Source organism: Pelagicoccus enzymogenes (assembly GCF_014803405.1).
GTDB classification, from domain to species: Bacteria; Verrucomicrobiota; Verrucomicrobiia; order Opitutales; family Opitutaceae; genus Pelagicoccus; species Pelagicoccus enzymogenes.
This window is the reverse complement of the sequence record NZ_JACYFG010000040.1, coordinates 249,955-264,924: the sequence shown is the minus strand read 5'-3', so window position 1 is coordinate 264,924 and position 14,970 is coordinate 249,955. Positions and strand designations below refer to the sequence as shown.

Annotated in this window: 10 protein-coding genes; 3 read left to right on the top strand and 7 right to left on the bottom strand. The window is 57.5% G+C overall.

The genetic code is table 11. The annotated features are described in order from the left end of the window. Positions 1-161: 161 nt before the first annotated feature. Complete coding sequence (locus IEN85_RS17350) at positions 162-2,018, bottom strand: glycoside hydrolase family 13 protein (protein WP_191618370.1); 1,857 nt, start codon at positions 2,016-2,018, stop codon at positions 162-164. A 27-nt stretch (positions 2,019-2,045) separates the two neighbouring features. After that, entirely contained in the window at positions 2,046-3,428 is a 1,383-nt protein-coding gene (locus IEN85_RS17345) for an alpha-amylase family glycosyl hydrolase (RefSeq protein WP_191618369.1), read from the bottom strand. Between the two features lie 567 nt (positions 3,429-3,995). On the opposite strand from IEN85_RS17345, the gene IEN85_RS17340 reads away from it, so the two are divergent. Then, the gene (locus IEN85_RS17340; protein ID WP_191618368.1) at positions 3,996-4,568 is read left to right on the top strand and encodes a VPDSG-CTERM sorting domain-containing protein; all 573 of its coding nucleotides are present in this window, start codon (positions 3,996-3,998) and stop codon (positions 4,566-4,568) included. A gap of 146 nt (positions 4,569-4,714) precedes the next feature. Beyond that, complete coding sequence (locus tag IEN85_RS17335) at positions 4,715-5,515, top strand: hypothetical protein (protein ID WP_191618367.1); 801 nt, start codon at positions 4,715-4,717, stop codon at positions 5,513-5,515. Between the two features lie 22 nt (positions 5,516-5,537). On the opposite strand, the gene IEN85_RS17330 is transcribed toward IEN85_RS17335, so the two are convergent. The 5 genes from IEN85_RS17330 to chrA all read right to left on the bottom strand — a co-directional run bounded on the left by IEN85_RS17330 (position 5,538) and on the right by chrA (position 12,923). Next, entirely contained in the window at positions 5,538-6,935 is a 1,398-nt protein-coding gene (locus IEN85_RS17330; protein ID WP_191618366.1) for a class II fumarate hydratase, read from the bottom strand. Between the two features lie 106 nt (positions 6,936-7,041). Next, a complete protein-coding gene (locus tag IEN85_RS17325) occupies positions 7,042-8,577 on the bottom strand; it encodes a BON domain-containing protein (protein WP_191618365.1) in 1,536 nt (511 codons plus the stop codon). Between the two features lie 187 nt (positions 8,578-8,764). Then, positions 8,765-9,475, bottom strand: coding sequence for an endonuclease/exonuclease/phosphatase family protein (locus IEN85_RS17320; RefSeq protein ID WP_191618364.1), 711 nt, complete (start codon positions 9,473-9,475; stop codon positions 8,765-8,767). Positions 9,476-9,509: 34 nt separating this feature from the next. Beyond that, complete coding sequence (locus tag IEN85_RS17315) at positions 9,510-11,630, bottom strand: VTT domain-containing protein (protein WP_191618363.1); 2,121 nt, start codon at positions 11,628-11,630, stop codon at positions 9,510-9,512. A 120-nt stretch (positions 11,631-11,750) separates the two neighbouring features. Further along, positions 11,751-12,923, bottom strand: coding sequence for a chromate efflux transporter (chrA, locus tag IEN85_RS17310; protein WP_191618362.1), 1,173 nt, complete (start codon positions 12,921-12,923; stop codon positions 11,751-11,753). 163 nt (positions 12,924-13,086) lie between these two features. Here chrA and IEN85_RS17305 point away from each other — a divergent pair, with 163 nt between their 5' ends. Beyond that, on the top strand, positions 13,087-14,967 hold the full coding sequence (locus IEN85_RS17305; RefSeq protein ID WP_191618361.1) for a glycoside hydrolase family 2 protein: 1,881 nt from the start codon (positions 13,087-13,089) through the stop codon (positions 14,965-14,967). Positions 14,968-14,970 lie beyond the last annotated feature (3 nt).

The following is a 14,970-nucleotide window of genomic DNA, read 5'->3' as shown; positions in this document are numbered from 1 at the left end:
GGAAAGTGGGTTTGGTGTTTAACTAATTGATGGTGAATGGATAAAGAAAAGCCCCCGCTTTGGGGAAGCGGGGGCTAAATAGGCTGTCGTATCAAGAATCTCAAGCGTCGGCTGCGCACCATCAGCAAAGCTGGGCGCCAAGATTTGCATCGCCGCGTTCTCTACCTGGACAAGTTCAATATGAAGGCGCTGCGAGGTTTCAGGGTAATTTTCTCGCTTATCTTATATGCAGCGCCTTCCGGGGCGACGGTGGCCTTGCGGTATTGGTCAAGGACTTCCGCAAAACGGGAGCTCTCGAGGGTGGCGATTTCGTCGCCTCCATTGATCGCGACCATCACTGCTTCGTCTTCGAGGATGCGGAAGTAGACGAAGGTGTTTTCGTCGGGGATGAACTGGAGAAGCTTGCCGTGGTGGAGGGCCTTGGATTTGGCACGCCAGTGGTTCATGGCTTTCATATAAGAGAGGATCTCGTTTTCCTTGTCGGTACGTCCTCGTTTTGTGAATACGCTACGTTTGTCGTCAGGCCAGCCTCCCGGCATCGTTTGGCGCCAAGCTTCGTCGTCGCCCCCTCGGTTTTCATGCCCCATCATGAGTTCGGTGCCGTAGTAGACTTGGGGGATGCCGCGGGCAGTGAGCAGGATGGAGTAGGCGATCTTGAAGAGCGATTCGTCCTTGCCGAGGTGCTCGAATACGCGGCTCATGTCGTGGTTGTCGATAAAGATAACGTTTTTATTGGGATCGGTGTAGAGCCGGTCCTGGGCGAATGCGTAGTAGACTTTGCTCAAGCCGGTGGTCCAGCCGAACTCTTCTTTAAGACCGTCGCGGATGGCGAAGCTGAGAGGGAAGTCGGTGACGGACGGCAAGTTGGAGTCGTAGCCGTCGTCGACATTGGGAGGGTCATCCTGCCAGTAGGATTCGTGAGCAACGGTTTCGACCCAAACTTCGCCGACGATGTTGAAATTTGGATACGCGGTGAGGACCTCCTGGGTCCAGCGAGCCATGTACTCGGGGTAGGGATACAGGTAGGTATCCATGCGAATGCCGTCGATCCCGCTGTATTCGATCCACCAAATCGAGTTTTGGATAAGGTAGTCTGCGAGCAGCTCGTTGCGTTGATTGAGGTCGGGCATGTAGGGGACGAACCACCCTTTGACGAGTCGGTTCCAGTCGTACTGGGATGCGTGGGGGTCGCCCGGAATCGTGCCCTTGAAGTTAGTGTATCCAAATTTCTCTACGTCGTGCACCCAGTCTTTGGTAGGGAGGTCGCTCATCCACCAATGGTCGAGCCCTATGTGGTTGTGTATCATGTCCATGATCACCTTCATGCCGCGATCGTGAACGTCTGAGACGAGCTGCTTGTAGGATGCGTTGGAACCGATGCGGCGGTCGACCGCGTACATGTCGGTAGCGGCATAACCGTGGTAGCCCCCGTAGCTGGGGGGCGAATTGTTTTCGAACATGGGAGTGAACCAGATGGCTGTCATGCCCAAATCTTCGATGTAGTCGAGGTGATCGGAAATGCCTTGGATGTCGCCTCCTTGGCGTTTGGTTGGGTCGGAGCGGTCGACACCTTCGGTCAGGCCTTCGATCTCGTCGTTGTCGAGGTTTCCGTTGGCGAATCGGTCGGGCATCATTAGGTAAATGAGATCGGAGGCATCGAATCCTTGGTTGCGCCCCTCGGTCGCCTCCCGCTCGAGCAGTTCGTAGTCGATGGTGAAGCGGTCCTCGCCGTTCTTCAACAGGATCGGCAAGGTCATGGCGGGTACGCTTTCGTCGATCTCGAGGTAGAGGAAGAGGTAGTTGGGTGAGTCCACCGCGACCTGTTTCTTGAGGCTCACTCCCGGAATGTCGATGCTGGCGCGGTAGTGGCCGATATTCTCTCCGTAGAGCTGTAATTGAAGTTCGGATACTGGCATCTGCGCCCACCAGAAAGGAGGTTCGATACGGGTTGGCTCTTGAGCGATCCCGCTGTGGGCGAGTAGCAGGGATACGAGGGCGGTGAGGCTTCGTTTTATCATATTGGAAGATTTTCTAGATTTTTAAGATTAGCGAACGAGCAAGTGGAAATTCCAAGGTTCCAAGGCGATCCTTGCTGGATAGCCGAGTGTGATGGTTTCGCCCGTGATGTGGTCTTGGTAGGTACCGGTGATGTGTGAATCGGCCAGATGGAAGGTGAGTGGCTCCGCGGATAGGTTTGTGACGACGGTGACCTGTCGGCTATCCAGCATGCGAGTGAATGCGAATATCTTCTCGTCGTGGTCGCTGGGGATGCGATGGAAGCTGGCGTCGGGATGAGAAAGTGCAGGATGCGACGCCTTGAGCGCCGTCAGCTTCCGGTAGAAGTCGCTCTCGGATAGGTTGCTCCAGTCGATGGGGTCGTGTTCGAAGAACTCCAGTTGCTTTGCCAAGTTTGCTTCTTGCCCGTTGTAGATAAGAGGCAGTCCGGGAAGGGTGAAGACGAGGGTGTCGAAGGCTCGCTTCGCGGGGCCAAGGCGTTCGGCGGTGGTGCCGTTCCAGCTGTTTTCGTCATGGTTGCTAGTGAAGTTCAGCAGCAGGGTGCCGGTGGGAAATTCGATTGTCTGGCGATTGATTTGGTCGAGGATGCTGGAAGCGCTCTTCCTGCCTTGAGCCACGTCGTTAAAGGTGTGGTGCAAGGGCCAGGCGTAAGAGGAGTGGAAGGCGTGCTGATTTAGGTAGGGGGCTTCGGCCTCGGCGAGCAAGTAGAGGTCCGGTTTCATTGCTCGAAGCCTACTCGAGGCGAAGTTCCAGAATTTGGTGGGAACGCCAACGGCGTAGTCGCAGCGGAATCCGTCGATGTCGTAGTTGATTACCCAATACTCCATGGCGCGACTCATATAGTCCCAAAGCTCGCGGTTGCTGAAGTCGAGTTGGATGACGTCGGTCCAGTCCGTACCGTGAGGGGGCGTGAAGTCGCCGTTCTCGTCCTTTGCAAAAAACTCGGGATTGCTTTGGGAAATGGGGTTGTCCCAAGCAGTATGGTTGGCGACCCAGTCGATGATCACTTTCATGCCCCGCTCATGGGCTGCGTCTACGAGGGAACGGAAGCTGTCGGCGTCGCCGAATTCGGGATTTATGCCCAAGTAGTCGGCCACTGCGTAGTAGCTGCCCAAGGTGCCTTTGCGATTCGTTTCGCCGATGGGATGGATGGGCATGAACCACAGTACCCCGATGCCCAGATCTTGGATACGGTCGAGATCGGCTTCGACTGCTGCGAAGGTTCCTTCCTCGGAGTACTGACGGACGTTGACTTCATAGATGGTCTGGTTGCGCAGCCAGTCAGGGATCTCCAGTACCTCGTAGGCGCAGAGCGGATCGGAGGGGGCTCCGGCTGGATTAGGCAAGGCGCTGGTTGCGGCGAGCATCAAAGCCAGCGCGGATGTGGGGACGAACGTGCGAAGTCGGGTCATGTTTCGATTCTCCTTAAGGGGCTCGGGTGGGGGAAGGGTATGGCCTCTACTATGCCCGAATCGATGCCGGAGGCGCGGCTACAAAAGGTTGGATAAAGCCAAACTCGGTAGGACAAATCTTAGAGGGATGTCGTCTGCGGGGGGGCGCTGCGCGTGCTGGCGATGTCGGCGGTCGCGAGCTGGAAGCCCGAATCGAAGTGGCTCCGGCCGGCTGGGAGGGCGGGGCGGCATGCCTTCCTAAGTCAGGTCTGGCTTTGTAAAAAGCGGCCCTGTGTCGGTGAATTCGTAAAGGAACCTTACGGTATTGAGAGATCTTACGTAAATACCGAAGCATCAGTGTCTTTGGAGGTCAGTAAAAACCCTTGAGTTGAAAACCGTCGGCCTGGCTTACATTTCTGTAAGTCGATAACGATTCATACACGGATAGTTATTTTGTAAGATGCAGAAGTATAATGGGTTAGGTGTGCTTGAGGAGATCTGGCATGGCATGAGCTAAACTACTCAAAGCCTTCCTGCTGGAGGCGACCAAACGTCATTAAAGAAACAACTCTAATCACCATTCATCAGATGAAAAAACTTCTCTCCCTTGCGGCGGTAGCGTCGCTCTTCGTCGCTAGCCACGCCAGCGCGATCCAGTACACTTTCGATTTTACCAATGATGGCCTTTTTGGCACTTACACCAACCCTCAGCTCATCGATGATGAATCCGGAAGCATCTCCTTGTCTGCCTCGGCGGATCCAAGCAGCGCGGAAATACGATACGGTTTGCTTGGCTTGGGCATTTACTCGCATTTTTTGGATAACGTCCTGATCGACAACTCCCTTGTCTCCGAGACCCTCACGCTTTCGTTTGGAACTTCTTTCAAGTTCGTTTCGGCATCCATCTTCGTAAACGAAGACAGCGACACCGTCGCAATCAACGTGGGCGCGAACAATTGGACAGGTGATCCTTGGGGCCTCGGCGGTTTGGTTGAGCTTGGTTTTATTGGTTCTGAAATTTCGTTCAATGCTGTCGGCAACAACGACTTCTCAGTCATGAAAGTCGTGGTTGAGTCGGTTCCTGACACCGGTTCCTCGCTGGCTTTCCTTGGGCTCGGAGTTCTTGCGCTCGTTGGCTTGCGCCGCCGTTTCGCAAAGTAGGACCTTCGTTCCAGTCCTCAGGTTTTTAGCCTACCCGTTTAGGGTAGGCTTTTTCGTGCCTAGATTGTGGATACCTCTAGGGCGGGCTGGTATTTGGCGGAGCGTTTTGGCTTGGTTTTCTGGGGGAAAGTGATTTGTGCAGGAGCATGGAACTGTCGCCAACCGTATTGATTTGGGCTCCGATCGGGCTGCTCTTCTTGACTGCTATCATCGGCATCGTGATCGAGCGGCACCGCAAGGATGGCTGCCTGAAGTCTTTCAATGGCGATTTCGTTTTCATCAAGATGAAGGATGGGCAGTTCATTTGGGGAAAGCTGCGGGTTTTTCCCAGTTGCTTGGAGCTGACCTACGATACGCCTCAGCCCATGGGGATCGGCCGCAGCAAAGCGAGCTACGTTTTCTACGACAAGAAGATCGCCGAGATCGAACGCATTTATCGTCCCGCTCCCGTGGCGGAATCTCAGGCTCGCAGGGAGTGGGAGGAAGAGATTGCCGATCTGCGATCCCTCGGCTTTCTCAAGCGCATACGCCGCTCGATACGCAACGGATACGGCATGCTCAAGGATGCGTTTAGCCAGTCGGTTGGGCTGTTGGTAGGCGTGGTCAAGCAGCGCAGCGATACGATGAAGCAGGTTGGCGGTTCGGACAAGCACGCGACGGAAGTGGGGCAGAGCTTGTTAAAGGTGCTGCCGCACGCCTACGAGCCGGTTTTCGAGTCCTATCGAGGGTCCTTGGTAGTGTTGGAGTCGGTTTCCAAGGGGGAAATTCAAGAGACTGTCGGCGTTCTCGACGACTATACCGTAGGGAATATTCTGATACGATCGGTAGAGCTGGCGGAACAGGCCTTGCCTCCCGCGCTCGTTGAGCGATCCTTTGACCTGTGCGACGTGATCTTTCCGCGCACAGTGGCGATCGTACGTCACCGGATCGCGGAGACCGAAGTGTAAGGGGAGCTGGGATCTCAGGTTCTCAGGACGGCTTTGCAAGCTTCATGGGATCCAGGACTTTCTTTAAATGAGCCTCGGAGAGGAGCTCGAGTTGCTGGGCGGCCTCGGCGACGGATATGTTTTCTTGGTGGGCGAGTTTTGCTGCCTGAGTGGCGGAATCGTATCCGACTTCTGGATTCAATGCGGTTGCCAATCCGAGCGCCTCATTGGCGTACTTGGCGCAGCGTGCCTCGTTGGCTTCGAGTCCGACGATGCAGTGTTGCGAGAAACTCTTGCAACCGCGAGCGATGGCTTCGATGGCTTGGTGCAAGCTGGAGGCAAGCAGGGGTAGGGTTGCGTTCAACTGCAGGTGTCCATCCTGGCCGCAGCGGATCGCAGTCTGGCAGTGGCCGATGGCGCTGTGGCAGCACTGGATGAGGGACTCGCAGAGCACGGGGTTAACTTTGCCCGGCATGATGGAGGAGCCTGGTTGGGTGGCGGGGAGTCGCAACTCGGCCAGTCCGGCGCGGGGACCAGTGCCGAGCAGGCGAATGTCGTTGGCGATTTTGCTGAGGGCGGTGGCGACGGCGCAGAGTATCCCGGCGAGCTCCACCGCGTCGTCGCGACTGGCTTGGGCTTCGAAGTGGTTTGGGGCCTCGTGAAACTCGATGCCTGTATCAGCGCTGAGGATACGACAGACGATCGATCCGAACTGCGGGTGGGCGTTTAGGCCAGACCCGACGGCGGTACCGCCGATGGCCAATTCGCTCATGAGATCGCTTCCGCGTTCGACCCGCTGAATTGCCTTTTTTATCTGGCGGGTGAAGGCGCCGAACTCTTGTCCCAAGGTAATGGGTACGGCGTCCATAAGGTGAGTGCGGCCGAGTTTAACTAGATCGCTCCAGGCTTCGCTTTTCTTGGCCAGCTCGGTTCGCAAGGAGGAGAGGGCGGGGCGGAGTTCGTTTTCGAGGGCGAGGGCGAGACTGAGATGGAGGGTGGTAGGGATCACGTCGTTGGAGGATTGGCTGCAATTGGCGTGATCGTTTGGATGGATTGGCTGCTTGCTTCCGAGCGGTTCTCCTTGGATCTGAGAGCAACGATTGGCGATGACCTCGTTGGCGTTCATGTTGGTGGAAGTACCGGAGCCGGTCTGGAATACGCTGACGGGAAAATGCGAGTCGAGCTTGCCCGCCTCTATTTCCTTGGCGGCGGCTTGAATGAGTTCGCTCTCCTCAATGTTGATTTTGCCGAGTTCGAGGTTCGCTCGGGCGCAGGCGCCTTTGAGACGTCCGAGGCTGTGGATGAAGAGCGGGGGTAGAGGGGTGGATGATTCGGGGAAGGTGTTTAGGGCGCGTTGGGTGGAGGCGCCCCAAAGGGCATCCTCTGGAACTTCGATGGGGCCGAGCGAATCCGTTTCGGTGCGTGTTTTTCCTGGCTTCATGATGATAATGGGTAGCGAAGACGCCCTCGAGCGTCGAGCTCGAGGGCGTGTCGTTCAGTTAAGTTTCTTGTATCCGTTTTTCAATGGCGGAGGTGGTTATCTGAGCTTAGCTATCTACTACGATCTTGTTGACGACAGAAAGGGCTCCGCCTTCGATTGCGTTTTCGGTCGCTGCATTCTTTTCCTTCAAGGATTCAACTTCGCCCACGAGTGTGGCGACGCCGTCGTCCACTGCGATCGAGATGTCTTCGAGCGAGATGAAGGGGCTCCAGTAGATTTCTTCAGCGATCCTCTTTGCAGTCCTGCGGTCGTCGTTGGAGTTGGCGAATACTTCGGTGGTCACGGGGCGATATTTGTCATAGAAGCCCCACGGGGTGAGAGTATAGCCCCACAGATAGGGGTCGTACACGATGACTGACTCCTTCTCCATGACCTGCAAGTAGTTCTTGATCTCGGTCACTCCGACGGTGGATTGCGCGATTGTTTCGCAGCGGGCCTTTTCGAATAGGTTGTCCACCACTCCGTTAAGACGCACGGTGTTTTCGTCCACTTCCACGTTGATCGCCTCCGAGCGAATCATGGGGTCGCGGACCAGTTTGGCCTCGATGATGTCAGCGAGGGCTTCTTCCTCAACTGAAGCTTCGGTTCGGATCTTCAGCATGTTTGTCACTCCCGTGACGCCTACCGTGTGGCGAGCGATGGCTTCAGCAGATTCTTTGGCGAGGATGTTGTCAACCTTGCCGTAGAGGGTGACCCAGGAGGATTCCACCTCGGGGTTGACGGCTAAGCCGACGACGCGAGGGTCGTAGAGCATGGCGTCGTTAATCGCCTGACGGATTGCTTCGTCGCTCTTGGCGGCGAACTTGTCCTTGCGCAGATCGTCGTCGCGTGCCCATCGTTCGACGCGTAGATCGGAAGTATCGACGCTGTTGATACCGCCTACCCAAGCTATGTTTTCGGCTTGGCGTTTCTCTGCGAGCGAGCCGACTGTGCCGGTCAGTTTTGCGATTTGGTCGTGCACGGCGACCTCGACGAGCACGTCGTCAATCAAGGTACTCCACGCGAGAAGCTTTTCGATCTCGCTTTTCATCTCATGATCGGGGCGGTTCACCGCGTAGCTAACGGTCAGGGCGTTGTCGACCTCGGTGACTCCGATGACTCCCATCGCCACGCGCTCTGCGAGCTTGCTCTCTTGCCAGGAGTCGACTTCGCCAGTGAGTCGGATGGATCCGTCTTTTTTGGCTTCCACGTTGATCTCGTAGGATTCCGCTACGGGGTCGAAAAGGAATGCTTCTTCGACAGACTTCTTGAGGTCTTGGGAGCTGATCGATTTGGTTGGCTTGACCTCGATTCGGTTGCTTACGGCGCGCACGCCGCGCACCGTCTCGGCCAGCAGTGTTGCCCGTTCCTTGGCGAGCAGGTTTTTGGTCTCGCCAGTCAAGCTCACGATTCCGGTGAGAGTGTGGACGTCGATATCGTTGTAGGGAACGGCTTGGTCGAAGAGTAGCTCCTCTTCAACGGCCCGGGTGATATCGGAGTCCTCGAGACTGTTTTTCACCTTCTGTGCGGCGTGGGCTTGGATTGCGAGTATGCTTGCGACGGCTGCTGCTGAGAGCCAACGCAGGTTCTGTGCTGTTCTCATGCGTTTCATCTTGGTTGTCGGGGTTGAGTTTTTCTATGGTTCGGCTGGCTCGTTCCAGCCGGTGTTCCACTTGGGTGGGAGCCGCAAAGCTCGCGCCAGCTGCTTTAGGCAGCATTGGAAACGGGCGTGGCCTTGCAGGCTGCAAGGGTCGGGCCCGGCGGATCGTGCGTCCTGAAAGGTTGTACTCTCAGACGAGCGGCTGAAGCGAGCGACCGAGGGAAAGTTCAGCCAAGAGGGGAAGGTGGTCGGAAGCGTGCCGGCTAGCAGGCGTGTCGATGGGGGCGAGGCTACGCAGCAAGCGGCTGGGGCGAACGAGAATGCGATCGAGCCCGAGTGTGGGATTGACGGAGGGGAAGGTGAGACGCGCTTGCGGAAGCGAAAAGAGGCCTTGCAGGGCCTGCAAAAAGGCGCTGTGGGGGAGCCATTCGTTGAGGTCCCCCATGAGCACGCGGATGGCTTCAGGTTGTTTCGCTCGAGACAATTCCCACTGGGCTACCAGCTTGGCGAGTTGCAGGGCTCGTTCCGCTCGGCCCAGACCAAGGTGGGTAGCCACTACATCGAGGGTCTGACGCGGATGCTCGACGAGGGCGCGAATCGCGGCTCGTGGCTCTCGATGGGGAATGCCGAGGTCGATTTCCTCGATCTCGGCAAGGGGCCACTTGGAGAGGAGAAGGTTGCCATACTTTCCCCGCTCATCGTGCTCGAAGGTCACTCCGTAGTGGATGTGGGGATACGGTAGCGTTTCGAGTCGCTGAAGGAAATCTCGCCCGGGGAGTCTGTCCTCGTATACTTCCTGGAGGGCGACCACATCGGCTTGGGAGCGCTCGATGAGTCGTAGGATGGGGGTGGCGGCGTACCTTCCAGCATTGTTGATGCAGCCGTGTACGTTGTAGCTCATCAACCTCGCTCGACCGCTTGATCTTGGGATCTTCCTAGCTGGCATGGGGCTTCGCGGCTAGCAGCTTCCTCAAGTAGAGGAAGGCGGCGAGCAAGAGAGCGGCGACGGCGCCCAGCGAAAGACTGGTGGAGAGGCTGGGTTGGTGGGCGAAGGCTTCTGCTCGATTTGCGAGCAGGACAACGGCGCTCATGCCCGGAGCCATACCCAGCAGGGTCCCGATGAGGTAGGGCTTGAACTTGAGCTGCGAGGCGCCTGCAGCCATGTTGACGATGAAGAAAGGGGCAATGGGAAGCAGCCGCACGAAGGCGACGGACTTGAAGCTGCGATTGGCTAGCTTTTCGTCGAGCGCGGCAACCGTTTTCGAGTTGAGCTTTTGCAGCAGCGACTTGCCGAGGGTCTTGCCAAGGTAGTAGCCGATGCAGGAGCTCAGCATCGCCCCGCTGATTCCGTAGAGCAGCGCGTATTGGGTTCCCAGCACCACCGCGGTTGTGACCAGCATGAAGTTGAGGGAAATGCCCAGCGATCCGCCGATCGTAAAGGTGAGAAATACAACGAGCGGCAGCCAAGAGTTGTCCTTGATGGATTCCAGCATGGCGCGGGCGCGCTCCTCGCTCAAGAGCTGTCCCCAAGCCCAGTAGAAGCCGATGCCTACGAGGACGATAGCGGTCAAGGCCACGGCGACTTTGGTGATTCGCTTCAAGACGAGGTGACGCTCGTCGTCAGGCAGGCTTTGGGAGATATGGAATTCCGGGTCGGGCGGGCTGTCGGGATCAAGGAGTTCCGACTCGGCCAGCTTTTCTTTTAGCTCCGAGTCGCATCCGTATTCCAAGGGCAGCAATTGCCGGGAGCTCTCCGAATCAGAGCCTTGGCGGATCGCTTTCGCGAGGCTGGCTTCGTTTTCCTCGATCTCTGCCCACCGGGGCTCGCTGAGGCCAAGGTGATTGGCGATCAGACTTTGTCGCAATTTTTTGATCTTGTCGCAGGTATCCAATCTTTCGATGCAGAGGTCGATCTCCGAGTCGACGCCCATGGAGCGATTGTTCAGATTCGAGGAACCGATTTTCAGTATCCGGTCATCGACTACGATGAGTTTGGCGTGGACGTAGATGTTGGCTTTGTTCCCTTCTTCGTCGAAGGAAGCGGGAGAGCAGGTGAGGAGGCGTCCGTGGCGGTCCGATTCATGCAGGACTTGCAGCAGCCGGTCACGCATTACTCCTACCGTGCTTTGTACCAGCCAACCGCTCGTTTCGGCGGGAAGTAGGATAATGACGTCCGGTCCGTCCTCCTCCTGCAGCCTTGCAGCAAGGGCTTCGGTGAGCGTCTTGGAAGCGAGGTACTGGTTTTCGATATAGATAAAGTCCTTAGCTGCGGCGATCAGGTCGAGGTGGAGCTGTTCGATCTCGGAAGGCTTTTCCTCCGGTGATGAAAGTATTTGGGAAACGGATACATCGACGTCTTCAAAGGTCGCCTCCAAGGCGTCGGGCCAGAGCTCGGATTCGCTGGCATTTAGACTGATTTGCTCTCCCGTTGCGTGTTCCCAGCGATCGTAGACGACCTCGCAGAGTGCGGTGGCGAGGTCTCCCTCGAAGGCGGCATGGATGTCGTGGTAGGGCGGATAGTGTTTGCCGTCGGGATTGATTCTACGTTCCTCGTTCGGACGGTGCTCTGAAGTGTCCCAGCGGGAGATGCTGACGTCCATTCCTCCGGCGAATACGAGGCGGTCGTCGATCGTTACGATCTTTTGGTGGTGGGAGGCTCCGCTGGGAGCGGTTTCGTCCTCCACGAAATGGAGGCGAGGATGGGCGTTCTTCCGCCACTCGGAGAAGAGCTTCATCTCTCGCTCGGGCAGATAGATGAGGGAGTGGTCCCACACCAGGACGTGGACCTCTAGCTCTGGTTTCTCCTCTAGGAGAGCGTCCAGCAGGGGGCCGATCTCGGTGGGATAGCCGTCTGCGGGATCGCTGTGGCACAATTCCGTTTGGCTGTGGAATTCCCATGCGACGATCGCGATGCGACGCTCCGCCTTGATCAAGGCTTGCCGCAAGGTCGGGTAGTAGGCTTCGCCCTCGACCAGAATAGACAGGCGAGAGGCTTTTCGGATGCAGGTGCAGTTGCGGCCCGCTTGCAGGATTTGGTGGCTGTTTTCTGTTTCCATAGGAGCCCGCCGCCTCGTAGGGGGAGACGAAGGAACGGCCCTCCCCATTGCAAATTGCGTGCCAGCAGGTGGAGGCGGGCGCTGCGAGGATTTGCGGTGGTTCCTTCGACTGAAACAGTCTTAGAGAAAAACTTGACCGAGGCCAGCGCCCAATGCCGCGATGAGCCAAGGCGGGAGTTTCCAGAATTTCAGCAGGGCAAAGGCGGCGAGAGCGAAGCCGAAGCTAAGGTTGCCGTGGATGGAGCTTTGCCAGATCGGGTCGTAGAGGGCGGCAAAGAGCAAACCGACGACGGCGGCATTGGCTCCTAGCAAGGCGGCTCGAGCTGCGTTGACTTTGCGCAGTCGCTCCCAGAAGGGAATGGCCCCTAGGACCAAGAGCCAAGCAGGCAAGTAGATCATGACCAAGGCGTATATGCCGCCGGCAACGCCGCCTGGCCCTTGGTTGATGCCGGTTCCCAGAAAGCTGGAAAAGGCGAACAGCGGGCCGGGCAAGGCTTGGGCGGCTCCGTATCCAGCGAGGAATGACGATTCGCTGATCCAGCCTTGTTGCACGGTGTAGCTGTCCAGCAGCGGCAGCACCACGTGGCCGCCACCAAAGACGAGGGAGCCTGCCCGATAGAAGGCGTCGCCGGTCTCCAGGGCTTCGTTGTCCGGAAACAGTTGGCTGGCGAGGGGAAGTCCGAGAAGAAGCAGGAAAAAGAGGCCTAGGTAGAGCGAGCCCATGCGTTTGCTGCCGCTTTGGTTGGTTGGCTTCACGGCGCTCGTGTGGTCTTGGGAGCGGTAGAGGGCGAATCCGGCGATCGCCCCGAGGAGGATGGCGAACAATTGGGCCAATGGATTGGAGGCGAGTAGGAGCCCGAGGGCGACGAGCGCGGCGATACTCGCGCGCGTCCGATCCGGGCAGAGGGATTGGGCCATGCTCCAGGCGGCGTTGGCGACTACCGCTACGGCAACGAGTTTAAGGCCGGCGACCCAGCCGGCTTGCGAGAGGTCGCCTGCGTATTCCAGCCCGAGGGCGAAGGCGATCATGAGCACGGCCGAGGGCAGGGTGAAGCCGATCCAAGCCAGGAAGGCGCCGAGGATGCCGCCGCGGTCCAGGCCGATGGCGAAGCCGGCTTGCGAGCTGGAGGGGCCGGGCAGGAATTGGCAGAGGGCAACGGTGTCGGCGTAATCGGCCTCGCTCAGCCACTTGCGGCGCTTCACGAATTCCTCGTGGAAGTAGCCCATGTGGGCAGTGGGACCGCCGAAGGCGTAGCAGCCGAGGCGCAGGAAGGTCAGGAAAATGTCTTTCATCGGATCAAGGGCAGCATCTGTTTTCGCGAGAGGAGCAGCGGAGGCAAGAATAGTTGATTAGACTTTCAAAAACGGAACTAAAAACGTGATAATTGCCTGATCTAAACGGTTAAACTTTCAATTATGTAGCGTTTTGAGTGACTTACACCGTAATGGTGGATGTATGAAACTAATCCCCCTATCCCTGTCATTGTTGTTTGCCAGTGCCGGTTCGGCAGAAGAATGGAGCCCGGTCGAAGGATCGATGTTAACCGAATGGGGCGAGAAGGTGACGCCCGAAAACGCGTGGACCGAGTATCCTCGACCGCAGATGGAGCGGGGGGACTGGACCAACCTCAACGGGCTTTGGGATGTGAAGGTGCAGCATCGCAGCGCTCGCCAGCCGGAAGAGTGGGAAGGGAAGATCTTGGTTCCCTATGCCCTCGAGACGCCGCTTTCCGGCGTGGGCAAGCGTCTGGAGCAGGACGAGGTGATCTGGTATCGAAAGCAGTTCAAGCTGAAGTCGAAACCGAAAGCCCGCACGCTCTTGAACTTCGAAGGGGTCGACTATGAGAGCCGCGTTTGGGTGAACGGCCAGATGGTGGGCTCGCACGTTGGCGGCAACCTGCCGTTTTCCTTCGACGTGAGCGAGGCCTTGCAGCAGGGCGAAAATGAAATCGTTTTGCGGGTGACCGACGAGACGGACTCTTTCGACCGCTACCAGCTGCGCGGCAAGCAGAAGCGCGACAACAAAGGGATTTGGTACACGCCTTCATCCGGTATCTGGCAGACCGTTTGGTTGGAGCAGGTTTCGGAAACTTTCGTCGAGCGCCTAGTGATCGAAGCGGACATGTTTGGGGAGCTGCGCATCGAAGCGGAGCTGGGCGGCGAGCCGATCGCGGGCGCTCAATTGCGTGTATCCATTTTTGACGACAGCAAGCCTCTGGCCTCCAAGTTGGTTACCGGCTTGCGCAACGAGCAGGTGCTCAGGCCGGTTTCGCTTTGGTCGCCGGATTCGCCTAAGCTCTACGATCTAAAGGTTGAACTGATCGACTCGCGTGGTGAGGTTTTGGATACGGTCGAGTCCTATGCGGGCTTCCGTACGGTGGGCAAGGCAAAGGACGAAAACGGAGATTGGCGTTTTACCATGAACGGGGAGCAGGTGTTCCATTTCGGTCCCTTGGACCAAGGCTGGTGGCCGGACGGTTTTCTCAACCCGCCAGCCGACGAGGCCATCGTATGGGAAATGGATTTCCTTAAGGCGGCTGGCTTCAACATGATCCGCAAGCACAAGAAGGTGGAGCCGCGCCGCTACTATTACCACGCGGACCGTCTCGGCTTTGTCGTTTGGCAGGATCACGTTTCTGGCGGCGCGGGCGGCGACGAATGGCCGAAGTGGAAATCGCTGCGAGCGGTGGAAGCGGGCTACGAGCCGCGTAACGCAAACCATTGGAACGGCGAGCAAGACGCCCTCGACGCGGACTGGCCGGACTGGGCTCACGAACAGTGCATGGCTGAGCTGAAGGTCATGATCGATACGCTCTACAACAATCCGTCGGTAGTGGTTTGGACCACCTTCAACGAACGCTGGGGTCAGCATCGCACCATGGAAGTGGGGCGTTGGGTGGAAGATTACGACCAAACGCGCTTGCTGAATATAGCCAGCGGCGGAAATTTTTTCGAGGTGGGGGATATCGCGGACGAACATCGCTACCCGATGCCCTACTTTCCGGTCGACGTTGAGCTCTACGACGACTACCTAAAGGTGAGCGGCGAGTATGGAGGACATGGATACGCGGTGGAGGGACATCTTTGGGATACCGAAAAGCGTAACTGGGGCTACGGCGGCCTGCCCAAGAATTTCGAGGAGTACGTCGAACGCTACGAGAAGGGCTCCCAAGAGCTAGGCGATTTGCGTCGCAAAGGCGTGACGGGCGGAGTCTATACCCAGACCACCGACGTGGAAGGCGAGATCAACGGACTCATCACCTACGACCGCCGCGTCGTGAAAATCCCAGCTAAGCGGTTGGCTGAGATTCACAAGAAAAGTGGGCTGATGGACTAGGCG